Source organism: Rhodococcus sp. MurmanLake-1, from assembly GCF_056945715.1.
In genome coordinates, this window is sequence record NZ_JBWZNF010000007.1 from 202548 (window position 1) to 228465 (window position 25918).

Annotated in this window: 28 protein-coding genes; 18 read left to right on the top strand and 10 right to left on the bottom strand. The window is 62.4% G+C overall.

Features of this window, described 5'->3' with window-relative positions:
- Positions 1–23: 23 nt before the first annotated feature.
- Entirely contained in the window at positions 24–878 is an 855-nt protein-coding gene (locus AC2ETI_RS20685) for a hypothetical protein (RefSeq protein ID WP_019745535.1), read from the bottom strand.
- Positions 879–1001: 123 nt separating this feature from the next.
- Between AC2ETI_RS20685 and AC2ETI_RS20690 the strand changes: the two genes are divergently transcribed.
- The 4 genes from AC2ETI_RS20690 (at position 1002) to AC2ETI_RS20705 (ending at position 5095) form a co-directional block, all read left to right on the top strand.
- Positions 1002–2063, top strand: a complete 1062-nt coding sequence (locus AC2ETI_RS20690; protein WP_400818514.1) for an NAD(P)/FAD-dependent oxidoreductase — start codon at positions 1002–1004, stop codon at positions 2061–2063.
- 118 nt (positions 2064–2181) lie between these two features.
- Positions 2182–3369 (top strand): ATP-binding protein, encoded by a 1188-nt coding sequence (locus AC2ETI_RS20695; protein ID WP_021331853.1) that lies wholly within the window; start codon positions 2182–2184, stop codon positions 3367–3369.
- Complete coding sequence (locus tag AC2ETI_RS20700; protein ID WP_003940327.1) at positions 3366–4085, top strand: M50 family metallopeptidase; 720 nt, start codon at positions 3366–3368, stop codon at positions 4083–4085. Before AC2ETI_RS20695 ends, AC2ETI_RS20700 begins: the two co-directional genes overlap by 4 nt.
- A 173-nt stretch (positions 4086–4258) precedes the next feature.
- A complete protein-coding gene (locus tag AC2ETI_RS20705; RefSeq protein ID WP_046379384.1) occupies positions 4259–5095 on the top strand; it encodes an SDR family oxidoreductase in 837 nt (278 codons plus the stop codon).
- A 54-nt stretch (positions 5096–5149) separates the two neighbouring features.
- Here the strand turns inward: AC2ETI_RS20705 and AC2ETI_RS20710 are convergent, their stop codons facing one another.
- Together AC2ETI_RS20710 and AC2ETI_RS20715 are read right to left on the bottom strand one after the other, a co-directional pair.
- Positions 5150–6157 carry an NAD(P)H-dependent glycerol-3-phosphate dehydrogenase gene (locus AC2ETI_RS20710; RefSeq protein ID WP_019745531.1) on the bottom strand — a complete coding sequence of 336 codons (1008 nt, stop codon included), beginning with the start codon at positions 6155–6157 and terminating at the stop codon, positions 5150–5152.
- 97 nt (positions 6158–6254) lie between these two features.
- The gene (locus AC2ETI_RS20715) at positions 6255–6983 is read right to left on the bottom strand and encodes a FadR/GntR family transcriptional regulator (RefSeq protein WP_020909304.1); all 729 of its coding nucleotides are present in this window, start codon (positions 6981–6983) and stop codon (positions 6255–6257) included.
- A 133-nt stretch (positions 6984–7116) separates the two neighbouring features.
- Between AC2ETI_RS20715 and AC2ETI_RS20720 the strand changes: the two genes are divergently transcribed.
- The 5 genes from AC2ETI_RS20720 (at position 7117) to AC2ETI_RS20740 (ending at position 11197) form a co-directional block, all read left to right on the top strand.
- Positions 7117–8505, top strand: a complete 1389-nt coding sequence (locus AC2ETI_RS20720; protein ID WP_020909303.1) for a GntP family permease — start codon at positions 7117–7119, stop codon at positions 8503–8505.
- A 12-nt stretch (positions 8506–8517) separates the two neighbouring features.
- Entirely contained in the window at positions 8518–9048 is a 531-nt protein-coding gene (locus tag AC2ETI_RS20725; RefSeq protein ID WP_020909302.1) for a gluconokinase, read from the top strand.
- A gap of 46 nt (positions 9049–9094) precedes the next feature.
- Entirely contained in the window at positions 9095–9634 is a 540-nt protein-coding gene (locus tag AC2ETI_RS20730) for a LiaF domain-containing protein (RefSeq protein ID WP_483634333.1), read from the top strand.
- 10 nt (positions 9635–9644) lie between these two features.
- Positions 9645–10082, top strand: coding sequence for an SRPBCC family protein (locus AC2ETI_RS20735; RefSeq protein WP_483634334.1), 438 nt, complete (start codon positions 9645–9647; stop codon positions 10080–10082).
- 143 nt (positions 10083–10225) lie between these two features.
- Positions 10226–11197 (top strand): alpha/beta hydrolase, encoded by a 972-nt coding sequence (locus AC2ETI_RS20740; protein WP_483634335.1) that lies wholly within the window; start codon positions 10226–10228, stop codon positions 11195–11197.
- 6 nt (positions 11198–11203) lie between these two features.
- On the opposite strand, the gene AC2ETI_RS20745 is transcribed toward AC2ETI_RS20740, so the two are convergent.
- The 3 genes from AC2ETI_RS20745 to AC2ETI_RS20755 are packed head-to-tail and all read right to left on the bottom strand — an operon-like array spanning position 11204 to position 13477.
- Positions 11204–12007, bottom strand: coding sequence for a transglutaminase-like domain-containing protein (locus AC2ETI_RS20745; RefSeq protein WP_030536536.1), 804 nt, complete (start codon positions 12005–12007; stop codon positions 11204–11206).
- Between the two features lie 58 nt (positions 12008–12065).
- Positions 12066–12632 carry a nucleotidyltransferase family protein gene (locus tag AC2ETI_RS20750; protein WP_483634336.1) on the bottom strand — a complete coding sequence of 189 codons (567 nt, stop codon included), beginning with the start codon at positions 12630–12632 and terminating at the stop codon, positions 12066–12068.
- A gap of 2 nt (positions 12633–12634) precedes the next feature.
- Positions 12635–13477 carry an alpha/beta hydrolase gene (locus AC2ETI_RS20755; RefSeq protein ID WP_019745522.1) on the bottom strand — a complete coding sequence of 281 codons (843 nt, stop codon included), beginning with the start codon at positions 13475–13477 and terminating at the stop codon, positions 12635–12637.
- A 146-nt stretch (positions 13478–13623) separates the two neighbouring features.
- Between AC2ETI_RS20755 and AC2ETI_RS20760 the strand changes: the two genes are divergently transcribed.
- Together AC2ETI_RS20760 and AC2ETI_RS20765 are read left to right on the top strand one after the other, a co-directional pair.
- Positions 13624–14733, top strand: coding sequence for a DUF6670 family protein (locus tag AC2ETI_RS20760; protein ID WP_483634337.1), 1110 nt, complete (start codon positions 13624–13626; stop codon positions 14731–14733).
- Positions 14734–14751: 18 nt separating this feature from the next.
- On the top strand, positions 14752–15327 hold the full coding sequence (locus AC2ETI_RS20765; protein WP_333822747.1) for a P-loop NTPase family protein: 576 nt from the start codon (positions 14752–14754) through the stop codon (positions 15325–15327).
- On the opposite strand, the gene AC2ETI_RS20770 is transcribed toward AC2ETI_RS20765, so the two are convergent.
- Complete coding sequence (locus tag AC2ETI_RS20770) at positions 15310–15954, bottom strand: SUMF1/EgtB/PvdO family nonheme iron enzyme (protein WP_333822749.1); 645 nt, start codon at positions 15952–15954, stop codon at positions 15310–15312. The two genes, AC2ETI_RS20765 and AC2ETI_RS20770, sit on opposite strands and share 18 nt — an antisense overlap.
- Before the next feature lie 26 nt (positions 15955–15980).
- Complete coding sequence (locus AC2ETI_RS20775) at positions 15981–17501, bottom strand: PucR family transcriptional regulator (protein ID WP_257237587.1); 1521 nt, start codon at positions 17499–17501, stop codon at positions 15981–15983.
- Positions 17502–17676: 175 nt separating this feature from the next.
- Between AC2ETI_RS20775 and AC2ETI_RS20780 the strand changes: the two genes are divergently transcribed.
- Positions 17677–18141, top strand: coding sequence for a nucleoside deaminase (locus tag AC2ETI_RS20780; protein WP_003940577.1), 465 nt, complete (start codon positions 17677–17679; stop codon positions 18139–18141).
- Positions 18138–19469: a cytosine permease gene (codB, locus tag AC2ETI_RS20785; RefSeq protein WP_003940432.1), complete on the top strand. Its 1332-nt coding sequence runs from the start codon at positions 18138–18140 to the stop codon at positions 19467–19469. The genes AC2ETI_RS20780 and codB overlap by 4 nt, the downstream gene beginning before the upstream one ends.
- 94 nt (positions 19470–19563) lie before the next feature.
- On the opposite strand, the gene AC2ETI_RS20790 is transcribed toward codB, so the two are convergent.
- Positions 19564–20415, bottom strand: coding sequence for a mechanosensitive ion channel family protein (locus tag AC2ETI_RS20790; protein WP_007729990.1), 852 nt, complete (start codon positions 20413–20415; stop codon positions 19564–19566).
- A gap of 80 nt (positions 20416–20495) precedes the next feature.
- Here AC2ETI_RS20790 and AC2ETI_RS20795 point away from each other — a divergent pair, with 80 nt between their 5' ends.
- The 4 genes from AC2ETI_RS20795 (at position 20496) to AC2ETI_RS20810 (ending at position 24223) form a co-directional block, all read left to right on the top strand.
- Positions 20496–21134 carry a DUF2461 domain-containing protein gene (locus AC2ETI_RS20795; protein ID WP_054828147.1) on the top strand — a complete coding sequence of 213 codons (639 nt, stop codon included), beginning with the start codon at positions 20496–20498 and terminating at the stop codon, positions 21132–21134.
- Positions 21135–21562: 428 nt separating this feature from the next.
- Positions 21563–22555, top strand: coding sequence for an ABC transporter substrate-binding protein (locus AC2ETI_RS20800; RefSeq protein WP_007729992.1), 993 nt, complete (start codon positions 21563–21565; stop codon positions 22553–22555).
- A gap of 83 nt (positions 22556–22638) precedes the next feature.
- The gene (locus tag AC2ETI_RS20805) at positions 22639–23424 is read left to right on the top strand and encodes an alpha/beta fold hydrolase (RefSeq protein WP_050654629.1); all 786 of its coding nucleotides are present in this window, start codon (positions 22639–22641) and stop codon (positions 23422–23424) included.
- A 70-nt stretch (positions 23425–23494) separates the two neighbouring features.
- The gene (locus AC2ETI_RS20810; protein ID WP_021331866.1) at positions 23495–24223 is read left to right on the top strand and encodes a Clp protease N-terminal domain-containing protein; all 729 of its coding nucleotides are present in this window, start codon (positions 23495–23497) and stop codon (positions 24221–24223) included.
- Positions 24224–24292: 69 nt separating this feature from the next.
- Here AC2ETI_RS20810 and AC2ETI_RS20815 read toward each other — a convergent pair whose 3' ends face one another.
- Positions 24293–24496 (bottom strand): cold-shock protein, encoded by a 204-nt coding sequence (locus AC2ETI_RS20815; RefSeq protein WP_003939930.1) that lies wholly within the window; start codon positions 24494–24496, stop codon positions 24293–24295.
- A 346-nt stretch (positions 24497–24842) separates the two neighbouring features.
- Here AC2ETI_RS20815 and AC2ETI_RS20820 point away from each other — a divergent pair, with 346 nt between their 5' ends.
- Entirely contained in the window at positions 24843–25892 is a 1050-nt protein-coding gene (locus AC2ETI_RS20820) for an ABC transporter substrate-binding protein (RefSeq protein ID WP_474338422.1), read from the top strand.
- Positions 25893–25918: the final 26 nt, after the last annotated feature.

A 25918-nucleotide genomic window follows, 5' to 3' on the forward strand; every position in this document is an offset into this window, starting at 1 on the left:
ATCAACTGCATTGTGGCGCAGCACTACCGGAAAGACACCAACAGCTCGTCCGACGCTTGCATCGGTGCGTATCCGTCGGCGATGACGCGCCGACAGCCGTCGAGTTCGACGGTGAGTAATCGTTCCTCGTTCGTAGGACGGTCCACGTAGATCGTCGACGCCACCTCGGTGGCCACCGCGTCACAGTCGGGAGCGGGTGAAAGTCCGTCGAAGGTTTCCGTCGTAGACGATGTGCCTACGAATTCGGTGGCGGAGAATCGGCAGAAAACGCTGCCCGCCGACAGCGACGTCAGCGCCGTGGTACCTGTTGTGGCTGGTCGGTAGGCCGGCCGACAATGCGACAGTTCGTAGATCTGGTCGTCGGACAACGCTATTCGGTGTTCGGTACTGCCGACCGGTGTCAGTTCCTTGATGGCGGCCAGGCCACCGGGTTTCGGCAGTCCACACGAATCGGAGGGATACCCCGGCCGAGTTGCTCGGCCTCGATCGTCGACCAACCAGAATTGGTCCAGGACAGCCAGGCTGTAGTTGTCACCGCAGCCTTCGGGGAACCAAGTCTTGTGCGCGGACGAGCGGTTCAGCATTTCCACCGCCCGACTGAAATCGCCCTCCCAACGATGAGCAGAGAAGCTGACGGTTCGGTCGGCTGCCACGTTGTCGCTGACAAACGGGTCGCACGTGACTGCGGCGACGGGTACGAAATCGTCTGGAACCGTCGCCGTTGATGTCGTCTGGAGCGGGCCGATCGGATACGGGGTCGCGCACCCCAGCGTCTCGGCGTCGACTATTACGGCAACTGGTCGATCGGGGATGGTCACGTGCCAAATGCCGGCAACAGCGAGGATGACGATCACGACTGCGAACCAACGCCAGAGCATGAGCACACCGTATCGTTCCCGATGTACGCCGAGCGGGAACAGGCCTAGTCCTCCGTTAACCGCCGAAGTCCTCGCATCCAAATTGAGTGGATCCAGGTTGCGGCTCGCAGATATGGTCCACTGGTGACGCATCCGAATGGCCGAAACGACAGTCCGATCCTGGTGATTGGTGCCGGTGTCGTCGGCGCGTCGATCGCGTATCACCTGGCGCGCATTGGTCTCCGAGTCACGGTGCTGGACCACGGCTCGGTGGCAGGAGGGGTGACCGGCAACTCCTTTGCCTGGGTCGGCCTCTCGAAGAGTGCCGCAGAAACTTACTCAGATCCGTTCCGGCAAGGCGCTGCAGTCGAATTCGACCGCCTGGAGCGCGAACTCGTCGAGCCAATCGGTTTGCGCCGCAGAGGCGCGATCACCTGGGAAGCGACGGAAGCGGAGACTCGAGCGTTCGTAGATGCTCATCGAGCACTCGGCCATCCCGTCGACCTCGTCGGTAAAGAGGAAATCCTTGCTCGTGAGCCGGGATTGCGGACGGCCCCCTCGGTCGCAGCGTACGCGCCTGATGACGGTGGCGTTGACCCGGTTGCGTTCGCTCGATCGCTCCTGCGAGGTGCCGAAGAGTGCGGTGCCACAGTGTATTCCGATGTCAGTGCGCGCGGGGTGCTCACGGAGGGCATGAGAGTGTACGGAGTAATGACTGCCGACGGTCCCGTCTACGGATCGGCCACCGTGCTCGCTGCGGGTACCGCGATCCCTGGACTCGCGGCGTCGGCGGGAGTCGACGTCGAGGTCGACGCCTCCCCGTGTTGCCTCATCAGATTCTCGACGCCCCACCCATTGGTGAACGGAATACTGTCCTCTCCGGATTTCGAGATCCGGCAATTGGACGAAACGACACTGATTGCGGCTGAAGATGTTCCGGCCGGGTTCTCCGGAGATGCTCGTGAGCTTGCGGGGCCGACGCTGCACGCGATCCGCAGTCAGCTCGTGGACGGTGACCAAGTGGAACTGATCGAGGCGGTAGTCGCTGACCGTCCCATCCCGCGTGGTGGCCGCCCGCTGCTGGGCTTCGCCGAAGGCGTGTCGGGGCTCTATCTGGCCGCGACGCATCCGGCGATCATTCTGGCCGGAGCAATTGGAGCCCACGTGGCCGGGGACTTCGCCCGAGCGTCGAGCCTGGACGGTTAGACGACGATGCCGGAGCCCGGTTCGACAAGGTCGAGCCGATATTGCGGTTCCTAGTTCTCTCTAGGACACGCGCTAGAGAGCGGGATATTCGTCTACTCGGCTTGTACCGTCGATGGGCATGGACCCCGTGCGCAATCCGTATGCCCCCGGTGCCGGTCAACGCCCGCCGGAACTCGCCGGGCGCGACAAGCAGATCGACGCCTTCGACGTCGTTCTCGAGCGAATTGCGCGTGGCCGCCCGGAACGAAGTGTTGTCCTCACCGGCTTGCGTGGCGTCGGCAAGACCGTCCTGCTCAATCAGTTGCGTTCGGCCGCGATCTCCCGAAGTTGGGGGACCGGCAAGATCGAGGCGCGCCCCGATCAGGATTTACGACGCCCACTCTCGTCGGCGCTGCACATGGCAGTCCGAGAGATCGCGGTCTCCCATCGCGATCCCGAGCGGGTCGAGCAGTTCCTCGGAGTCCTCAAATCGTTTGCCCTACGCGCCACTGCGGACAAGGGAATGCGCGAGCGCTGGCAGCCAGGCATCGATGCACCCGCGATCAAGGGTCGGGCAGACAGCGGCGACATCGAGATCGACCTCGTCGAGTTGCTGCTCGACGCGTCGTCGCTGGCCAGGGATGTCGGCGTCGGGATCGCCATCTTCATCGACGAGATGCAGGACCTCGGTGCCGCGGATGTCTCGGCGATCTGCGGGGCCTGCCACGAGTTGAGTCAGGACGCGGCACCGTTGATCGTCGTCGGGGCGGGGCTTCCGCATCTGCCTGCTGTGCTGTCGGCGTCGAAAAGCTACTCGGAGCGCCTGTTCAGCTACCACCGGATCGACCGCCTTGAGCGTGAAGCTGCAGATCAGGCACTGATTGCGCCTGCTGAGCGTGAGGACGTCGAGTTCACCGAATCCGCGCTCGACGCCCTCTACGAAGCGGCTGACGGGTACCCGTACTTCGTTCAGGCCTACGGAAAGGCCACGTGGGATGTGGCGGCGTCGAGTCCGATCACGTCGGAAGACGTGCGCGTCGGCGCGCCGACGGCTGAGGAAGAACTCGCTGTCGGCTTCTTCGGATCACGGTACGAGCGAGCAACGCCCGCGGAGCGTGAGTACATGCGCGCCATGGCCGATCTCGCCGGTGACGACGGACCCGTCGCAACCGCGAAGATCGCCGTCGAGTTGGGGCGCAAGCCGGCTTCCCTTTCGCCGGCACGCGATGGACTGATCAAGAAGGGACTGATCTATTCGGCAGAACGTGGGTCCATCGGATTCACGGTCCCTCACTTCGGCCGATACCTGCGCGGACAAGCGGAGTGAACGCGCTCGAAACCGCGTGGGATCGGGTGGCGGCGCTCAGTCCCAACCCACCGGCGTGGGTAGTTCAACTGGCCGCGTTGATCGCCGTGATCATTGTTCTCGAACCACACCTGTGGCGGATCGCCCGTAACGTCGTCACCATCGCACACGAGGGCGCTCATCTGATTGTCGCCGTCCTGGTCGGTCGACGGTTGAAAGGTCTTCGCCTGCATTCGGATACGTCGGGTGTCGCTATTTCGTCGGGCAAACCGACCGGCTTCGGCGTCATTCTGATGACGTTCGCGGGGTACGTCGGACCGTCGATTCTCGGACTCGGCGCGGCCGGGTTGTTGGGCGCGCAGCGTGCGGTCTCGGTGTTGTGGATCGGCGTATTCGTGATCGCGGTGATGATGGTTCTGATCCGAAACCTCTACGGAGTCTTCTCACTTGCCGTGGTGGGAGCCGTGTTGTTCGGACTCGTCTGGTGGGGGACCCAGGAGCAGCAGGTGGCTGCTGCCTACTTCTTGACGCTCTTCCTGCTTTTCGCCGGACCACGCCCGGTCGTGGAGCTTCAACGGCAGCGAATGCGACGAGGCGGGGCACCGGACTCGGACGCCGACCAATTGGCCAGGCTCTCACCGATACCCGCGATCGTCTGGGTCGGTTTGTTTCTGCTCGTGAACGTCGCGGTGCTCGTGCTCGGCGGATGGTGGATCCTGCGCCCGGTGGGTGGCTGACCGCATTGATCAGTTGTCCTGACGGGACAACTGATCAACGATTATTGATGCTCCGCGGCCGTAGTCATCGCGTGAAGGCGCTCATATCGTGGAAGTCGACGAGTGGTCGTGCCGGGACTTCCCGCGGCCACAACCGCAGCGACGAAGACCGTCGACGATGACAAGGATTCGTTTTGGACGACAAGAACTTCCGCGGACGAACCGCGATCATGTCCGGGGGAAGCCGTGGCATCGGACTTGCCATCGCCCGTGCGATAGCGCGCCGCGGCGGAAACGTCGTGTTGCTCGCCAAGACCGATACGCCTGACCCCCGGTTGCCCGGAACAATCCACACGGCTGTGGACGAGTTGAACGAGCTTGGGGGTCATGCCGTTCCCGTCGTCGGTGACGTGAGGAACGACGACGACATCGCGCACGCCGTCGATGCAGCGGTAGAGCACTTCGGTGGTATCGACATCGTGGTCAACAACGCGAGCGTCCTCGACATTTCGAAAACCGAAGACCTCGCGATGAAGCGATTCGATCTGATGCAGCAGGTCAACGTCCGTGGCACTTTCGCGCTCACCCGAGCGTGCCTTCCGTACCTTCGGGTTTCGGCCAACGCGCACGTATTGACGCTGTCGCCACCGCTCAACTTTTCGCCGCACTGGTTGGGTGCTCATCCGGGCTACATGCTGGCCAAATACGGAATGACATTGGCGGCCTTGGGTATCGCCGCGGAGTATTCAGGTGCACCGATTTCGAGTAATTGTCTGTGGCCGGAGACCATGATCGCCACGGCGGCCGTCGGAAACCTGCTCGGGGGAGACGAAAGTATCGATCACTCGCGTTCACCCGAGATCATGGCTGATGCGGCTATCGAGATTCTCGGACGTCCCGCCGGCACGGATACCGGTCGGACGGTGCTCGACGTCGATGTCCTGCGCGAGGCGGGGATTTCGGACTTCTCGCAGTACGGCGGTCAGTCACCGTTGGCTATCGACATTTTCGTCGACGCTCCAATTCCGTGATCTCGGGTGATCTACAGGTATCTAGCCAAATCGCTAGATACCTGTAGATCTTCCTCACGCCACCTCGTGCTCGCCGCCCGGGGCAACCTTCTGAAGTCCGCGATATGCGTCGCTGGCACTTTGGCGACCACCGATGACGGCCTCGACCTCCGCGGCAATCGGCATGTCGACTCCGTATTCGCGAGCCAGATCCATGACGGTAGGGGCAGTTTTTACTCCCTCGGCGACCTGGCCGAGCTTGGCGACCGCCTCCTCGACGGTCAATCCCTGCGCCAGAGCTTCGCCGACGCGACGGTTGCGAGAAGTCGGAGCCATGCAGGTGGCGATCAAATCGCCGACGCCCGTCAAGCCGGCAAAGGTGCGCGGGTTGGCGCCCATCGCTTCACCGAGTCGGGTCATTTCGGCGAGACCGCGCGCGAGCACCATCGCACGAGTGTTGTCCCCGACTCCCAGGCCGTCGGCCATGCCCGAGGCGATGGCAACGATGTTCTTGAGGATGCCGCCGAGTTCACAGCCGAGCACGTCGGTGTTGCGGTAGACACGGAAGACCGACGACGCGAACAGGGGTTGCAGCGCGGCGGCGACGCGATCGTCCTGGGTGGCCACGACCGATGCCGCGGCCATGCCGTCGACGATCTCTTTGGCGATGTTGGGGCCCGCGAGCAGTCCGACGGGATGGCCGGGCAGGCACTCGGCGATCACTTCGGTGGGGCGCTGCCGGGTGCCGGGCTCGAGGCCCTTGGACAGTGACAACACCGGGACCCACGCCCGAACCTCGTTGGCGATCTCGGCGAGGGTGGCGCGAACGGCGTGCGAAGGCACCCCACATACGAGTACGTCCGCTTCACGAGCGGCTTCGACCAGATCCGAGGTTGCCTTGAGTCCCTTGGGAAGTTTGCGCTCACCAAGGTATTTGGAGTTGGTCCGTTGCGAATTGATCTCGTCGGCCGCTTCGGAATTTCGTGCCCACAGCAGGGTGGGAGTGTTGCGGGCAGCGAGGCCGGCCACCGTGGTTCCCCACGATCCGGCACCGAGGACGACGACGCGTACCGGGCGGGCCATCAGAGTGCGCTGTTCTGGGTAGCGAGTGCTGTCATGGCGCCAAGCGTTCCACTTGCGGAGCAGTTGCGGGCCAATTCCGGCGAGTCTGTGGCTCGACTTACAGATGAGGCGGCGGTTCGGGGCTTTCGCGCATTGTTTCGACCGCTTCTGCGGATTCCGCGACGATCGAGCGCATCGCGGTTTCTGCAGCGTCGGCGTCGCCGGACTGAATGGCTGATGCGACCACTCCGTGCAGGTGAATCGCTTCGGGGTCGGCCTCGTGGGGCATCAAGGAGTGGCGTGTGCGGCCTTCGAGTATCTCGACGACGATCTGCGACATCGCCCGCAGCATCGGGTTACCGGAGGCGGCGAGCAGGGTGCGGTGGAAGTCGGAGTCATGGCCGAGATAGGCACCGGTATCGGCAGCGCGAGAGGTAGCTGACATGCCGATGACGGCTGCGGTCAGCGCGCCGCACTGCTCGGGTGTTGCGCGAGTTGCGGCCAGTCGCGCCGCCAGGGGCTCGATACCGGAACGGAGTTCACTCAGGATCGAAAGCTGCTCGAACCGATCAGGACCGGCCAGTTGCCAGCGGATGACATTGGGGTCGAGCGAGTTCCAGTGTTCGGAGCCCAGGATGGTGATTCCGACGCGTCGACGAACCGAAGCCAATCCGAGAGATTCGAGAACGCGGACAACTTCGCGGATGACGGTTCGCGACACGTCGTAGCGCGTTGCCACCTCGTCGGCGGAGATCGTGGTTCCCGGGGCGAGAACGCCACCGACTATGTCTTGGCCGAGCTGTTCCAGCATCGAGTCGTGTAACTGCTGAAACGGGACAGAAGGCATACGTAGATCGTCCCATGCGTATGGAGTAAGCCCGGTGCAAGGCGAATAAATACTACAAATTAGTGTCTGCTCTTGAAATTGTAGGTTAATTAAGGAACAGTGACCTCAATCACTCATCGGACTGGGAGTCCCTATGAACACCACAGCATTGCTGGCGGCCGAGGTCGTCCCCGCTGGTAGCGACGCACGATTGATCATCGCTGCAGTCGCCGGCGTCGCGGTCATCATCGCGCTGATCACCTGGCTCGACCTGCATCCCTTCCTCGCGCTGTCCATCGGCGCGGTAGGTGTCGGTCTGGCGGCCGGCCTCGGTTCGGCAGAGTCGGTTGCAGCATTCGCCACCGGTTTCGGATCGACCATGGGAAGCGTCGGAATCCTGATCGGTTTCGGCGCGATGTTCGGCAAACTCCTCGCCGATTCCGGTGGTGCCGACCGAATCGTCGACACACTGGTCGGCCGCTCCAGCACCAAGGCACTCCCGTGGACCATGGCTCTGGTCGGCGCGGTCATCGGTCTGCCGATGTTCTTCGAGATCGGTCTCGTTCTGTTGATGCCGGTCATCATCCTCGTCGCGCGGCGATCCGGATTGTCCCTGATGCGCATCGCGATCCCCACCCTCGCCGGCCTCTCGGCCATGCATGGGTTGGTTCCCCCGCACCCCGGGCCGCTGGTTGCAGTCTCGGCTTTGAACGCAAACCTCGGCCTCACGCTCGCGCTCGGTGTCCTCGTCGCGATCCCCACTGTTGTTCTCGCCGGTCCGGTCTTCAGCAAGTACGCAGCGCGGTGGGTCGACGTGAAGGTTCCGGATCTCTTTGTCACAGGCGAAGATCGAGGTGAAGAAGCGAAGCAGCAGCGCCCTTCGTTCGCGGCGACTCTCGCAGCGATCCTCCTCCCGGTTGTTCTCATGCTGGGCAAGGCATTCGCCGACGTGATCGCACCCGATTCCGAGGCACTCCCCAAATCCGTCCTCGACTTCCTCGGAACACCCGTTGTGGCTTTGGGTCTCGCGGTTCTGGTCGGAATGGTGCTGCTGGGTCGCGGCGGCGGAATGGACCGCAAGGCCATCTCGAAGTCACTCGAGAGTTCCCTACCTCCCATCGCAGGCATCTTGTTGATCGTCGGCGCCGGTGGCGGTTTCAAGCAGGTCCTGATCGACACCGGTATCGCCGGAGTGATCGCCGACGCGATCAAGGGCAGCAGCCTTCCCGTGCTGTTCCTGGCCTGGCTGGTAGCGGTATTGATCCGCGTCGCAACGGGTTCGGCAACGGTGGCAACGGTGACGGCGTCGGGCATCCTCGCTCCGGTTGCGGCCGACCTCTCGTCCGCACATGTCTCGCTGATGGTCTTGGCGATCGGCGCAGGCTCGCTCTTCCTCTCGCACGTCAACGACGCCGGATTCTGGTTGGTGAAGGAGTATCTGGGCGTCAGCGTCGTACAGAATCTCAAGACCTGGACCGTGATGGAATGCATCATCTCGGTATCGGGCCTGGCCGGAGTGCTCGTCTTGAGCGCATTCATCTAGGTAGGCGAGCACATGAACAGCGAAGCGGCACAGCAGAAGCAGTATCCCGTGCTCGTCCTGATGGGTGTCTCGGGTTCGGGAAAGTCGACGGTCGGGGGCATGCTCGCCGGAGCGATGGGCTGGGACCTTCAAGAAGGCGACGATCTGCACCCGCAGGCGAACATCGACAAGATGGCGACCGGGCATCCGTTGAACGACGACGATCGCTGGCCCTGGCTCGACAAGATCGCCGTCTGGATCAAGAGCCATACCGACGCCGGTCAGCCGGGCATCGTCACGTGTTCGGCACTCAAGCGCAGCTACCGCGACGTGCTTCGCGGTGAGCACGTCGTATTCGTGCACCTCGCCGGTTCGCGGGATCAGATCGGCCAGCGATTGACCGCGCGCCTCGATCACTACATGCCCGCCTCGCTTCTCGACTCCCAGATCTCGACGCTCGAGGCCGTCGACCCGGACGAGCAGGCCATCGTCGTCGACGTGGGCGGTAGTCCCGCCAAGATTGCGGAGGAGATCCTGCGACGGGTGGAGACATTCGAATACTGAGCATGCCAGGCGTGTAGAGACCCGCGGTTCGGGTTACGGTGCATGGGTGACTGCTGCTGACGAAGGCCACGACGTCGATCAATTGCGTGTCGATGCCCAAGCGCGTCTGGAAGTCGCGGTGGGTGAGGGGCGTTTGACCCTCGAGGAGTACTCGGACAAGGCGGCAGTGGTGTGGTCGCCCACCGCAGATCGAGGGCAGCTCGAGCAGATCGTGCCGTTCAGTGCGGCACCACCTGCTGTGGTGTCGCCGCCGCAAGCAACGATCGTCGGTGTCTTCGGTGACACGAAGCGCTCCGGCCGTTGGTCTTTGGCAAAAAAGACACTCGCTCTGCTGTTGTTCGGGGACGTCAAGTTCGATCTGCGATCGGCAACCATCACAGTGTCCTCCTCGACGATCACCATCGTGTCGATCTTCGGGGACACGAGGCTGCGGGTTCCGGAGGGTGTTTCAGTCGAGTTGGGTGGCTTCGACCTTTTCGGAGATCGGGAATTCGACGGGGGTCGACAGGATCCTGGCCCAGGTGCACCGGTTATTCGTGTCGTCTCGTATTCGTTGTTCGGCGATCTCACCGTGCGCACCGGCTAGCTCGGACGCCGTGACCGACTTCGACTTCCACAGCGTCTGGACGCTCCAGGCCTCTGCCGACCGCGTCTACGCCGTTCTCGCGGACGCCGAGCGGTATTCGCAATGGTGGCCTCAGATACGCCGAGTCCGGGCGACCGACGAGCACTCGGGCTCCATGGCCATCCGCAGCGCTGTCCCTCTGACGCTGCTGGTCTTCGGACGACGCGAGGTCGAAGACCCCGTTGCCCGCCGTCTGCAAGTGCGCCTCTCCGGCGCAATGATCGGGTGGAGTAGCTGGGTGGTACGCCCCGCTGAATCTGGCTGCGTCGCCGACTTTCGGCAACAAGTAGCGGTGTCCGGAGCGCTCGGTCTGGCCTCGAAGATCGCGAAGCCGGTGTTCGAGTGGAATCATGAAGCGATGATGCGTGGCGGGCACCGCGGACTCTCCGCGTATCTCTCCCGGCCGTGATTGCGAGCCGAACTTGCACACACTCGAGTAATTTATGCCTACCCGTCGTGTCGTTTTGACGCAGCGTCAGTTATCGTTCACAACAGCAGTCGACAAGTATGTGTAACTCACATGCACAAAACGTCTTGACCTGGGAGGACGCTATGCGGACGCGAGATTCGACGGTATGGCATTGGAACGTGAGTCCCCGAGCGCGGGTTATCTTCTGCCTGACCAGGACGTTCGTGAAGCCGATGTTCACCCTCTGGCCGACCACCGAACGCGGCATCCGCCAACTCGAGCGACTCGACGCGATGGCGGACAAACTGCCGAAGCCGAAGAACCTCGACATCGAGCCTTTCACGCTTGGTGGTGTGCCAAGCGAGAAGGTGCAGCATCCACGCAAAGCGCAGGGCGAGTTGGCCGGAGCCACGATCCTCTACTTCCACGGCGGTGGGTTCGTCTTCTGCGGTCTGGCAACGCACCGCGCGCTGTGCGGTTTGCTCTCGGCGAAGGCCGGAGTGCCGGTGATCTCCGTGCGCTACCGTCAGCTGCCGGAAGGTTCCATCGGCACCTCCGTCAAGGATGCGATGGCCGCGTACACCGCGTTGCTCGAGACAGCGGAAGACCCGAACAAGATTGTGCTTGCCGGTGATTCGGCGGGCGGTTACCTGGCCATGAAGGTCGCCGAAATTGCCGCACTGCGCGGAATCACGCGGCCCGCTGCCGTGGTGGGATATTCCCCTCTTCTCAACGTGAACCTCGAGGACCATGATCCCGATTTCATGAAACGTGATGCCTACCTACCGATGTCACAGGTGGAAAAGCTCAAGGACCGGTGGCTCGAGGGGCCGGACGAGATTCCTGGTGCGCAGTCGCCGATCAACGCCGACGCCAGTCTGATTCCGCCGTCGTTCCTGGTGTCCGCCGAATACGAACTGATGCGTCCGGACGTCGAGATCATGACCGAAAACTTGATCAAGGCAGGACAAGCCGTCGAAACGCACATCTGGAGTGGGCAGATCCATGCTTTCCCGGTGATCGGGAAAGCTCTTCGGGAGGGGAAGGCGATCGTCGATCTCACGATCAAGTTCCTCGAGCGAACGATGGCCTCGCAGAACCAGATCAGCGCCTGACGCTTTTCAGCCGATCGATGTGAGTGTTGCGTAGTCGTCGTTGTCGAGAACGCCGTCGACGACTGCGCGAACTTCCGAGGCGTGCAACGTGATCGAACCGCCGTGATTGTCGAGGAAGGCTGTGTCTGCGGCATCTCGGCCGGTCGAGATGCGCACAAGATTGCTGCGCGGCGCCAATTGCGTTGCATCGACCACGCGCCAGACGTGGTCGATATTGGCTTCGACTACGGCGTGAAAATCCATCGGATCGCAGCCCGGCGCGTAGACGGCCACCAGTCGAGCGGGAATCCCCACGGCGCGCAGCAGTGAGATGGTCAGGTGCGAGTAGTCGCGGCACACTCCGGCGCCGGCGAGCAAGGTGTCGACCGCACTGTCGGTGCCGCGACTGGTGCCGGGAACATAACTCAAATGTGTACTCACCCAGCGAGTGACTTCGAGGAGGAGTTCGGCCGGGGGAGTGGCGAGATCGAATTGCCCGGCGACAAAACCGAAGAACTTGTCGGCCTCGGCATACCGGCTGGGGCGCAGATATTTCGACACGTCGTAGTCGCTGACCGACGCCGGTTCTGCGCGGCCGATGACGGTTGCGTCGTAGCTGACGATCAGTTTGCCTGGGGCACAGTCGAGTAGGTGAATCCGGGTACCGTGTTCGGCGGTGATCTCGCGGGGTTCGAGCGGATTGCCGTCATGGACGAACGACATCGTTTCCAGCAGTTCGACACCCGGCGCGCGCGTCACCGCGATCTTGAACTCCAGGTTGGTCGCCTCGTCGATCTCGATGTCGAGCAGGGCGGCGACTGTACGTTTCATCGGGCCATCTTTACACCGAATACGGACACCCACCACCTGGGAGGATTGTGACGTGCGATCAGGCTTCGGGGTAGTCGACGTCGACGCCGCTGCTGAGGTCGCTGCACTCCACCAACTCGACCCCGTGTTCGCGTAGGTAGGTGTTGGCGCCGCCGTCCCCGGTGAGTGACTTTGCAAGCGTCGGCCAGTAGTCGCGTCCGATCAGGACGGGATGGCCGGGACGGCCGTGAAAGACAGCTCTTCGCAGTATGTTTCGTGATGGGGAGCTGTGACCCACGATCCGCGTCACGGTGTCGGCGTTGAGGTCCGGGACGTCGACCAGAGAGATCGCTGCCGCATCTGCGTCGTCGATTCGCATGGCGGCCTCGAGTCCGCAGCGCAGTGACGCGCTCATTCCGTGTTGCCAATCCGATATCACCACAATGACATCGGTGGTGGGCAGTAGTTCGAGGGCGTCCTCTGCCTGCGCGCCGAGGACCACGATGACCGGTGAGAGGCCTGCGGACTGCAGTGTCGTCACCCCGTGGTGGAGCCAAGACTGACCCTCGGCGTTTGTGACGAGCGCTTTGGGCTTGCCCATGCGGGATCCGACCCCGGCCGCCAGCAGGATCCCGCACGTAGACATGACTATGCTCCGGTGACCCGCGGACGCAGCCACTCGATCAGATCGTTCAGAACTTCTTCCTGCTCAGGCTCGTTGAAGATCTCGTGGTACAGGCCGTCGTACACCTTCAAGGTCACATCCGAAGAGCCGGCCAGATCTGCGACGAGCTTGCTGCCGGCCGGGTCCGTCAAACGGTCGTCCGAGCCGTGTTGAAGCAGTACGGGAATGGTGAGCGAGGGCAGGCGCGCCGGGAAGCCTTCCGCGGCGGTGATCATGCCGCGCGCGATGCCGGCGGGAACCTTGCCGTGGTGAACCAGCGGGTCGGCGTTGTACTTGTCGACGACCTTCTGATCACGCGATACGGCAGCAGCTTCCAGGTTCTCGACGGGCACGTCCGGGAGGTATTTGCCGACGATCTTGCCCAGCTGCATCACGATCTTCGGAGTGCCGGTTGCGATGATCACCGCAGGTCCGGACAGGGCGAGGGCTTTGAGATCGGCCTGATGGTCGAGGGCGTAGGAAAGGGCGATCGCGCCGCCCATGCTGTGCCCGAGCAGGAACTTGTCCTTGCCGGGATGTGCCGCCGTCACGATCGAGAACAACGTGTGGACGTCGTCGGTGAAGTCGGAGAATTCCTTCAGGTGAACGCGCTTGCCGCCAGAGCGTCCGTGCCCGCGATGGTCGGGTGCGTACACGATGAGCCCGAGTTCCCCGAGCCGCGCAGCAACATGGTCGTAGCGCCTCGCGTGTTCGCCGAGTCCGTGGCACAGGACGAGAACCCCGGTGGGTTCGCGGTCCGGTGTCCACACGTCGTAGACGATCTTGGTGCCGGCCACTCCGGTGAACGACGACTCTTCGTGCTGCATTGTTGCGCCCTCTCTGCGACCGGTTCCGGTACGCGGATTCTCACATGCTATTCGCCGCGTGCGCAGGGCGCGGGTGTTCAGGGTGTGAGGTCGTCGAGGAAAATTCGACACTTGTTTGTTACGTCTGGTTACATTAACTTAGGGGCGTGACCGGACAAACCGTTGATCGTTCCGACCCTGTTCCCGCCACCCGCTCGCGCCGATTGTGGCGACCCGCGGTTCGGGCCTTGCTGGACGGCGCGCTACCGCTGATCGACAAGCGAATGGCGGAATCGGTACGCCCGTTCGATCGGCCCGACATGATGCGTCCGCACCTGGCTTCGCGGAAGTTCGCGTGGACGCACTACGGGATCTTCGTTCCCCGGCTGCCAGGGCCTCTCCGTTACCTCAACACCATGACGTTGATCGGTGCAACCGGGACGGTGGTGTTCGACAACGACTATCTCGCTGCACCAGACGCGCGAAACACCGCAACCGTGCTGAGTTCCACCGCAGCGCCGGGCCATCACTTCTACCGGGCGTACGACGCTGCCGATGAGTGTGCATTCGAAGAAGATGGTTCGCGAATCGCCTTCGGTGACAACCTGATCATCGAGAACAGCTATCCGAACTTCCGTGTCACCGGGCGATACGACTCATTCGACGTCGATCTCGAGATCGTGGCAACGGACCAAGCGTCGTGGTTCGTGCGTAATCCCGTCTACGACCACGTCAGTCTGCTGGCAGAGTGCTCCGGAACAATTGCGAGTCCGGATGGACCGATGAGTATTTCGGCTCCGTGCACCGTCGAGTACGCGCGGTGCATGACACCGCAATCGTTGACTCGCCGCGCGCTTCCCGAGTCGTGGAAGCTCCCGGCCGACTTTTTCACCTACCAGATCGTTCAACTGGACGACCGGCATCAGTTGTTGCTCACCGATGTTCGAGCGTCAGGGGTTACGGCGTGCAAGCTCGCCCACATTCGGACTGTCGACGGTAGTGCGAAGGTCTTCGACGACGTCGAGTTCGACGTGCTCGAGTACGCCGACGCATTGCACGTCGACCCACAGGGTCGCGAGATGCGTGTGCCGCGCGTACTGCGTTGGCAGGTGCGCGATTACGGTAGGACGGTCGTGGAGTTCGAGGCGGAGATCGACTCGGAGTGGCGCTACGGTCACGGCAAGGGATACGTCGGCGCGTACACCTACCGGGGAAGCTTCGACGGTGCGTCGATCAACGGCACCGGTTACATCGAATGGGTGGACTGCGAAGTGTAAGGCCCCTAGGGTGTATCGGTGCCTTTCGTAGACCCCGCCGCGCTGACGATTCGTCCGCAGAAGATCCTTGTCGCGGGGACTTCCGGTGCCGGAAAGACGACTCTCGCCGGTCGAATCGGGCGGCTTCTCGAGATCGAACACACTGAGCTGGACTCGCTGTTCCACGGGCCCGGCTGGATTCCGCTCGACAGTTTCGAAACCGAAGTACGACGCTTTTCCAGCGAGCCGGCCTGGGTGACCGAGTGGCAGTACGGTGCGGTGCGTCGACTTCTGGCCGAGCGTGCGGACCTGATGCTGTGGTTGGATCTGCCTCGGCGGACGGTGATGCGCCAGGTGATCACACGAACCGTGCGTCGGCGATTGCAGCGAGAGGTGTTGTGGAATCGCAACATGGAGCCGCCACTGCACACCATTCTGTTCGATCCGGATCATGTGGTGCGCTGGGCCTGGCGAAGCGACGGACGCAACGTCGGGCGTATGGCCACGGTCCTTGTCGATGTGCCGTCGTTGCCGATAGTTCGGCTGCGCAGTCGAGAAGAGATCGAGGCTGTGCTCGAAGTCCTCGGCCGTCTGCCCTCAGATCGTCTGAGCTAGGCGAAACCCCAAGTCGTCGATAGCAAACGTCGGGTGGCTTCGCCTCCTTACGGTAGCGCCGCAACCGCGCTCACTTTCGGCCCAACTGCCGCCGCGGAAGATCCGGTACGTGCCGTAAACCTCGGGGTCGTAGAGATCCCAGCACCATTCCCAGACATTGCCGATCATGTCGTACAGGCCCCAGTTGTTGGGTGTCTTGGTTCCGACGGGATGCGCTCTACCCTCTGAATTGTCGCTGTACCAGGCAATCTCGTCGATCTCGCCGTAGCGGTAGCCGGAGGTGCCGGCCTTGCATGCGTACTGCCACTCGGCCTCGGTGGCGAGCCGGTAGCCAGTTGCGCCCCGGTCCCACTGCGGAGAATCGGTGTCGACGTCTCGATATGCGGGTGTCAGACCGTCCGCGACCGAAAGTGCGTTGCAGGTTGCGATGGCGTCTTTCCACGAGAGGTCGACCGCTGGTTTGCTCGAATCGTCCGACGAATCTCCGTGAAGCAGCGCCCTGGTGGTGAGATGGCGTGCGAGGCGGAAGGATTCGACTTTCGAGGTCCACGCAGTACCTTTGCGGTCGTCCCGAAGGTGCACCTCGCCGGCAGGGATCTCGATCATCAACTCCGCTGCTCCGGTCATTCGTTCATCATCGCAGAGGTTGTCACTCACCCGGGGAGACGCTCGAACGCTGCTTGTGGATCAAGGCCGGTGCGCATGCGCCATGCGGTCAGCGCAAGCCCGAGGCAGACCACCTGTGCCGGATCGTCGAGGGAAACACCCATCAGCTTCTCGATACGCGTGAGCCGTGCATAAAGCGACTGACGCCGAATGCCGAGAAAATCCGCGGTTCTCGCCTTGCCGCCCCGATGTGCGAGGTACGCGTCGAGCGTTCGGACGAGATCGGCGGAATGTGCTGTGTCGTATGCGATCAGCGAACCGAGTTGCTCGGTTACGAACATGGACAGCGAAGCGGGAGTCGTTCCGGCGGCGAGCAGTCGCTGGACGCCGACGTCCCTCGCGAGGATCACTCCGGTCCGGGTGCCGAAGCGCCGCGCGATCTGGACGACTTCGCGAGCTTGCGCGACCGCCGCCCCGACGCCCGACAGGTCCGCGACCGGCGTCGCCACTCCGAGCGTGCGTACCGCGGAACCGCCCGGCCCGCGGCGTAGCAGCTCGTCGGCTTCGGTGAACGCAGTCCGCACTCGAGCGGGGGATGCGGACGCCCACCCATGCGCGAGCACGATGACGTGATTGGCCGCAGTCCCGACGACACAGGAGCCGAGCACGGCCCGTACGGCGTCGCGTACTTGGTCAGCGAGCTCTCGAACCGGCGTTTGCCGATCGATGTCGACAGCGGCGACGAGGACGTGGTGCCCCTCCGACAACGGCGTCCACCCGGCCGCTGTCAGTCGCTCGGACAAGTCGCCGTGCGATGTGAGCACACCGCCCACCACGTCGGTGATCACCGATTGGGCGAGTGACTGTCTTGGGCCGAGATCGCCGTGACGGCCGAGTTCCAGAGCTACCGCGACGGCGGCGCAGTTTGCGACGGCGGTTCGGCGTGTGGTTGCCGGCCCGCACAGGACAAGTCGACCGAGTGAGTTCGTCGGGCCGCGTACGTCGTGGATAGTGCGTTCGGTCTCGGATCGCTCTGCGCCGGTTGTGCTGCGCTCGACGGTTCTGCCATCCGCGTCGAGCAGATCGACGCCGCACCCCGCGAGTCGTGACACTTTGTCGAGCAGCGCGGTCATGCCCTGGCCTGCAACCACGAGACTCAGAAGTTCTTGCCAGACAGGCTCGCCCGCTTGCGCCGAACCGAGAGTGCGGCGGAGCATGAGGTCGTGAAAGTCTTCGACCATCCGCTCGAAGGGCACTACTGCGTGCAGGGCCAAGAACGCGAGTCCCCGTCGGCGCGAAGCTTCGACGAGTTCGGGAGGGGCCGTGAGGAACGAGCGCCCGACTTCCATCGCGAGTGCGACGCATCCCGCGTCCGCCAATTGGTCGATGTAGGCGGTGAGCTGCTCGGGAGATCGCCCGTGCAGACCGAGGCCCGTGGTCAGAAGGACCTCACCTCCGGACAGCAGCCCACCCATCTCGTACACCTCGGACGAATGGACCCAGCGGACCACCGCGGTATCGACGTCGCCCGCGAGCACCTCGATTGCGGCGGCCTTGAACGAGGGCATCGCAAGAACTTGTCGCAGAGTCGGGAGCATTTCTATATCGTCCGCCGAGGGGGCACTTCGTCATAGAGCTAGTTCTGCCGAACTGACAGGTTGTCCCTTGTCGGGCTGTTACCACCGTGGTCGGATTGTGACACGAGCCACAATCGACGATTTTGGTCAGACTCCAGGAGCGCACATGAATCATCCGGCACACACCGATGAGTATTTTCTCGGACTTGCGATCGAACAGGCGAAGATCGGTTGGGAGGAGGGCGGCGTGCCGATCGGCGCGGCGCTGATTCACCGGGGCGAGGTTCTCGCAGTCGGACGTAACCGTCGGGTCCAGATGAACAGCGCCATCCGTCATGGCGAGACCGACTGCATCGAGCGCGCCGGACGACTGCCGGCCTCGGTGTATCGCGAGTGTGTCCTCTACACGACTTTGTCGCCGTGCTTCATGTGCGCCGGAACGGCTCGCCTGTACGAGATCCCTCGAATCGTGGTCGGCGAAAATCGTTCCTTCGAGGCATCGGAGGAATGGTTGCGCAGCAGCGGAATTCAGGTCGACGTCGTCGACGACGCGGAGTGTGTGGCACTGATGGACCGCATGCTGGCCGAGCGCCCGAGCCTGTGGCTCGAAGACATCGGCGAAGTTGTATGAGCAGCGCCGTCGAACCTGCCACGGTCGCAGGCGATTCGGAGAGCGCAGGCCACCCGATCGATCCAGACTATCCCGTCACTCCGGTTCCGCTTCATGCACGTAAGCCGTTCTTCTCGCTCGCGGTCGTGTTGTTGGGGTTCACCATCTTCACGCCGACGATGTTGGCCGGAGCAGCGCTCGGTACCGCGTTCTCGTTCTGGAAACTGATGGTGGTGATCGCCGCCGGATCCGCCATCTTGGGGGTCTACGTCGCCATGATGGGGTTCGTCGGAGCCCGAACCGGACTGACTACAGTTGTGATGGCGCGCTACAGTTTCGGCACTCGCGGGTCCAAGCTCGCTTCGATCCTGCTGGGCGGTACTCAGATCGGCTGGTACGGCGTCATCATCGGCACGATCGGCGATCTCACCGCCCAGGCGCTGGGCTGGGATTCCTACCTCGCCAGGGCGTCGGTGATGATCGCGGCGAGCATCTTGATGTGCGTCACCGCCTGCTACGGCTACCGCGGAATGTACTGGGTTTCGCTCGTCTCGACGCCCTTGATCCTGGCGTTGGCCTGCTGGGTCGTATTCCGGTCCCTCGAAGAGGTCGGTGGATTCTCCGGCCTGGTCTCGGTTCAACCGCAGACGACCATGACGATCGCGCTAGCAATCACCACTGTCGTCGGCACGTTCGTATCGGCGGGAACGCAAGCGCCCAACTGGACCAGATTTGCTCGCTCCGGATCACAAGCGGTGTGGGCCTGCGTTATCGGGTTCCTCCTCGGAAACGGATTGATGATCCTGTTCGGCGCCATCGGAGCCATCACGTTCCACGAGGGTGACTTCGTGTTGATCCTCTACAACCTCGGGCTTGTCGGCTGGGGCCTGGTCTTGCTGTTCGGAAACCTCTGGAAGAGCAACGCAGACACCGCATACGCATTCGGAGTGGCCGGTGCCGAACTGTTCAGAAAGCCCCGCAAGACCCCGTTCGTCATCGGTGGATGTGTGATCGGCACGGCGCTCGCTCTGACCGGTGTGCACAACCATCTGGTCGACTACCTGAGCCTGCTCGGAACTTTCATCCCGCCATTGGGCGGCGTGATCATCGCTGACTTCCTGTGCCGGTGGCGGCGAGGCATACCCGAGGGGTACACCCCGCAGCCGGTCCACTGGCGAAACCTGGCCGTCTATGCCGTCGCAGCGTTCCTCGCTTGGCTTTCCGGTGAGTTCGAGGTGGGAATCCCGCCGCTGATCGGAATCGTGGTAGCCATTGCACTGACGATGTTCCTGCACAAGGCGTTTGGCAACAGATCGGCAGATCGGGAGGTCTCGACCTCCACCGTCTGAATCATGCTTCAGGCACCAGCGAGCCCCCGGCGGTATCGACCGCGCCGGGGGCTCGCGCACTTGATGGAAAGGGCAGACGCTTCCGTCTCAACCGTCATCGCAGAACAGGCAGGTACGGTGCCTCGATACCCTGCTCTTCGAACGCAGTCAGCGCCGAGCGCGCAAATGCGCGCTGGACTGCCCATTGGCGCCCAGGCTTGACCTGCGCCGTCACTCGAATGGTAATTGCCTCGGCAGTAACCGAATTGACTCCCAGCATCTCCGGCTTGTCGATCATGTCCGCCCTGATCGGTTCGGACTCTGCCGCCTCGAGGACAGCTCGCGTCGCCACCTCACACGCTTTGTGCACGTTCGCATTGTGGGCGATCGGGAGATCGAGAACTGCAGTGGCGTAACCCTGACTCATGTTGCCCACTCGCAGGATTTCGCCGTTGCGGCAGTACCACAAGGTGCCGTTCACATCTCGAATCGTGGTGACGCGCAGGCCCACTGTTTCGACGGTGCCGACCGCGTCGCCGAGATCGACGACGTCGCCGACACCGTACTGATCCTCGAGCAACATGAAGATGCCGGAGAGGAAGTCACGCACCAGGTTTTGTGCACCGAAACCGATGGCAAGGCCGATGACTCCGGCGGATGCGATGAACGGCGCGACGTTGATCCCGAGGATGCCGAGAATCTGCAGCACACACCAGACCAGGATGACGATGGACACCGTCGATTTGAGTACCGAACCGATGGTCCGGGCTCGCTGCGATCTGCGCTCGTTCACCTTGGCGTTCGGAGACTTGCGAGGCTTCGACATTCGATCGATCCCGCGGTGCAGTGCGAAGCGCAGAACGACTGCGAGCGCCACGTAGATCGCGATCTCGACGGGTCGGTGAATCAACCAGTCTCGGTTGGTATCGGTCAGTTCCCATGCTTGTATTTCGGAAATCATCTCCATGCAGTCTACGGATTCGGGCCGATCCGGGCATCGGTGCAGGGCAGACGGTCCAAAGCCGAACAGGCAGCTAGGCTTACGTCATGGCTGCGTTCACTGGCATACCCGTTGCTGCACTCGATTTCTACGAAGACCTGGAAGCCGACAACAGCAAGACCTGGTGGGCAGCGCACAAGGAGACGTACGACGAAGTGGTTCGTCGTCCGATGGCGTCGTTGACCGCAGCGTTGGAGGACGAATTCGGCACGGCCAAGCTCTTTCGGCCGTATCGTGACGTTCGATTCTCGAAGGACAAGATCCCGTACAAGACGCACCAGGGAGCGTTCGTCGGTCTCGCCGAGAGCTGTGGCTACTACGTGCAGATCGACGCGGCAGGGTTGATGGTGGCCGGTGGTTTCTACGCCAGCAGTTCGGAGACCATCGCGCGTTATCGTGCGGCTGTCGACGACGACGTTCGAGGCCCGGAGCTCGAGAAGATCCTGGCCTCCGTCGAGAAGGCCGGATTCACGATCGGCGGCGACAAGCTCAAGACGGCGCCTCGCGGATACACGGTCGATCACCCGCGGATCGAATTGCTGCGTCACAAGTCGCTGACCGCTGGGCGTACTTACCCGAGCCCGCCGTGGTTGGACAGCGCCAGGACGTTGAAGGAAGTTCGCGCGGCGTGGCGCGCACTGACACCTTTGGTCGAGTGGTCGGGGCAGGTGCTCGGACCGAACTGACCGTCCGACAAAAAGTGTGACGCAGCCGTAGGAGAGTTCACCTCGAGTTCATCGAAACTCGAGACGCCTGGGGCTACCGTGGTGTGTGTAACTCAAAGTTTCGGCACCGCTTCGAGTCGCAGCGCCGCAGTTCGAAGCCATTTTCTCTCGATCGACATCGTGAACAACCCGTGTCAGTGGAGACCATCATGGCTATGTTTCTTGCTCTCGTCCTGATCATCTCGGTTCTCGGAATCGTCGGCACCTACCTCGCGTTCAGCGCGGTCTACTTCGTCGAGATGCGCAAGCTCGACAAGTAGGGCGGCTCGATTTGGCCTGATTCGACTATTTCTGGGCCGATCGCGACGACCCTCCCTGCGTACGCTGTTAGGGCATCCTTATCCGCTCGCAACAGTGGATGAATCATTTCTTCTGGAGGTTCGACACGCATGCCCGCTCAATCCACGCTCTTGCTTCCCGAGGGTTACTCCGACAACCGCCTCGTCTCGGATCTCACTCGTCGGCAATTCGGCTTCGGCGCCGGAATCGCCGGACTGGGCGCGTTCCTGGCGGCGTGCGGTGACAGCGGAAGCAGTTCGGGCGAAACCGAAATGCGTTCCGTGACGACACCTCTCGGAACGTACGACATTCCTGTCAATCCGAAGAGAGTTGTCGCGATCGACTCTCGGCTCGACCTCGAACCTGCTGTAGCTCTGGAACTTCCGCTCGTCGGCTACACGTACGCCCAGGCGACACCGTGGGTGCCTATCGATTCGTCGGTACCGTTCCTGTCGGAGATCCCCAACCGCGAGCAGATCTTGGCGCTCGAGCCCGACCTGATCGTGTGCCTGAACTACGAGAGCGAGTGGTGGCCGGTGGCCGAGATGTCCACCATCGCACCGGTTCTGACGACCGAGTTCACCGACGACTGGCGCACCAACCTCTCGCGGCTGTCGGGCTGGCTCGGTCGAACGGCCACACTCGATCGATTGACGCTCGACTACGACAATCTGATTTCCGACATCCGCAGTCGTCATGCCGAGAAGATTGCGTCCAAGACCGTCGCCAGTGTCTCCTTCATGCCGGATACCAACACGCTGTACGTCACGAGCATCCGTACGTCCGAGAAGGGCGACAAGCCCAGCGACATGACGCTGGGCGACATCGGTGGCAAAACTGCCACCTCGGAGGGGCTTGATCCCGAGGGCGGGGTCAGCCTCGAGGGCCTCGACGTGCTGGCCGGCGTCGACGGCTTCATGATCACCGAAAACGAGGACAGTGCGGCGTACCAGGCATTGGTGGCGAGCAAGCTGTGGCAGCGACTCCCGGCAGTGCAGGCGGGCAACGTCACCAGTCTGGGTGGCTCCACCTTCTACGGTTCGATCTACACGATTTCCTACGTCGCGCAGGGTTGGGATGCCCTGTACAACAAGATCAGCTGAAGCCTCTGCCGACCGGACCGATGAGTTTAGGTAACGCGGGCGGTCTAATCAGGTAGGCATTGACCAGACCTGAGGAGATCGACGTGCAAACAGAGCAATCCCCAGCGGTAGTGCAATCCCGCGACGGTACGACCATCGCATACGAACGCTCCGGTGCCGGACCAGCAGTGGTCCTGGTCGCCGGAGCGTTCTGCGACCGCGGTTGGTTCGATTCCCTGGCTGCAGAGTTGGCGGCGGACTTCACGGTGTACTCGTACGACAGGCGCGGACGCGGGGACAGCGGTGACAGTCGCGCGTTCTCGATCGACGCCGAGGTGGAGGACTTGCGGGCGGTCGTCGCTGCCACCGGTGAAACACCGCTCGTTTACGGATTGTCGTCGGGTGCCGCGCTGGCTTTGGAGGCCGCTGCGCAGGCCGTTCCGATGCGTAAGCTCGCCGTCTACGAGGCGCCGTACATGGACGACGACCAGCGTGACGAGACTGCCCAAAGTGACCTGGAGCGATTGATTGCGGGCGGCGACAGGGAAGGTGCTGTGACGCGTTTTCTGGATCTGACCGGCGCGTCTCCGGAGATGGTCGACGAGATCAAGCGGAGTGCCGATTGGCCCGACATGTGCGCCATCGCGCACACCTTGCCTTACGACGTCGCGGTGTGTGATCACGGCTGTCAGTCGCTCGACTGGCTTGCCTCCATTACCGTCCCTACATTGGTCATGTACGGCGGTGACAGTGGTCAATGGGCACCTGCCTCGGCGACGAGAATCGCTGCAAAAGTCTCGGGGACAAAGACTTTGGAGATCCCCGGTCAGGGCCACGGCGTCGCCGACGACGCTATTGTCCCGGCTCTGCGTGAATTCTTTTCCGGCTGAGCACTGGGCGGCGAAGACGATCGTCAACCTAGGGTTGACGCTTTCGATTGCGTCAACCTATGGTTGACGCATGAGCAAACCAGTGGAAATGACCAACAAGGTTCGACTCGACGACCTCATCGACGCGATCAAGAAGGTGCACACCGATGCTCTCGACCAACTCTCCGACGCCGTGATTGCCGCTGATCATCTCGGTGAAGTTGCAGATCACCTGATCGGTCACTTCGTCGACCAGGCGCGCAGGTCGGGAGCGTCGTGGACGGAGATCGGCGCGAGCATGGGTGTCTCGAAGCAGGCTGCGCAGAAGCGTTTTGTTCCCAAGGCGCCGAGTGATCAGAAGCCGATGGATCCGAACGAAGGGTTCAACCGGTTCACTCCCCGGGCGAAGAACGTCGTCATGGCCTCGCAGAACGAAGCCCGCGCCGCCGGTAACGCAGAGATCCAGCCGGAGCACCTGCTCCTGGGGCTCGTCGAGGAGCCTGCCGGGTTGGCTGCGAAGGCGATAGTGGCGCAAGGGGTGGAGCTCGAATCCGTCCGAGCTGCAGTGGCCGGTGTACTATCGACTCCGACTTCCGAACTACCAGAACTCATTCCGTACGACGCTCGTGCGCGCAAGGTCCTGGAACTGACGTTCCGTGAGGCTCTTCGCCTGGGCCACAACTACATCGGAACCGAGCACATCCTGCTCGCGCTGCTCGAACTCGAAGACGGATCAGGTGTTCTGGCTGATCTCGGAATCTCGAAATCGGTTGCGGAGTCCAACATCGTGGGAGCGTTGGCCGCCATTCAGGATCAGTGATTCAGGGGTGAATCTGATGCAGAAGAGGGCCGCACCCTTGCGGGTGCGGCCCTCTTCTTGTGTCACTGATTAGACAGCGCGCACATTGGTGGCCTGAGGACCCTTCTGGCCCTGGCCAACCTCGAACTCCACACGCTGGTTCTCGTCGAGCGACTTGTAGCCGTTGCCCGAGATTTCAGAGTAATGAACGAACACGTCCGGTGTTCCGTCGTCGGGAGCGATGAAACCAAAGCCCTTTTCGCCGTTGAACCACTTCACGATGCCCTGTGCCATACCGATACTCCCTACAAACTCGATCCGGGCCCTCACATCGAAGTCCCGATCTCGATATGTCTATCCTCCCACGCCGCGCAAGTCGAACGGTGGGCGACGTGCAAAAGACGGTAATTCGGAAGCTTTCGAGGAGGGAATGGCAACTGATCTTCGACTGATTTTCGACGCTGGAGCGACCCGATCGCAGAAGGCAGGGACTGGTGGCTCGCCCAACTGCCTGCGGTGATAGATCAGCGGGAATGTACTTGTCCGCTCGAGAACGGTCCATTTTTATCGCTCCGATCTCTCGGAATCGCAAACGTAGGAACCCTATGGAAGATGAGGGTGGGCTAACCTCTCTTTCGCTGTGCCCTCGGCGCGCGCAGCAGTCGCCGAGAAGGAGAGTGCATACATGTACGGAACGATTTGTGAATCCACGACGTCTGAACTTGTGGACCAGCTCAGTCGCCGTGGGTTCTTCGGGGTCGGCGCAGTGGCAGCGGCCGCCATCCTTGCGGGGTGTTCGACTACATCAGATGCTTCTGATGCCGGCGAACAACGTGAGGTGATCAATGCGCTCGGAACCACCACGATCTCGGGAAAGCCGGAAAGGATCGTTGTTGCCAGCGACTTCACGGATCTGGAATTCCTGCTCTCGCTCGGCGTTCACCCAGTCGCCTACGGCAACACAGGATCGTGGGACCGCGGTTCACTGCCTTGGCAGAGCACCGCGGGAATAGCCGACCTCGAAAGCTTCGGCACCACAGGCGAAATCAACCCGGAAATCATCGCGCGCTACTCGCCGGACCTCATCATCGGAATGAAGACTTATCTCGAACCGGCAGCCGAGAGGCTGAGTCAGATCGCGCCGGTTATCGCGCTGGACTGGACCACCTCGTGGCGTGACGGCGTCGCCACGGTCGGGCAGGCCGCATTTGTCGACGAGGCTGCTGCTGCAGCGATCGCCCGGACCGACGCTCTGATCTCCGACACCGCAGCTTCCCTGAACGGCTTGGGTGGCAAGACGATCATGATCGGCTCGATGTACGGCGATCAGTTGTATGTGCAGGGGGATGCCAGTGCGCCCGGGGTTCTGCTGCGCGAACTCGGACTCGACTATCGCGGATACAACGCCGAGCAGATGACTGCGCTGTCGATGGAGCAGGCGGAGGTACTCGCACCCGCAGACATTTTGCTCAGCCTCGCTTCTGATCAGGAAGCGACGACGAGGTTGGAGAACTTCGCAGTTTTCCAGAACCTCCCCGCGGTGAAGGCGCGAGCCTATGCGCCGGTCGAACTTCTGCTCTCGAATGCCTTTGTCGACAATTTCGGTCCACTGAGCGCACCGTACGCCTTGCCGCAGCTCGCCGAGGTCTTGACCGGGCTTGCAGCGGGCCAGGGAAAACAGCTCCCCTGACCTCGCTTCCGAGCCTATTGACGCCG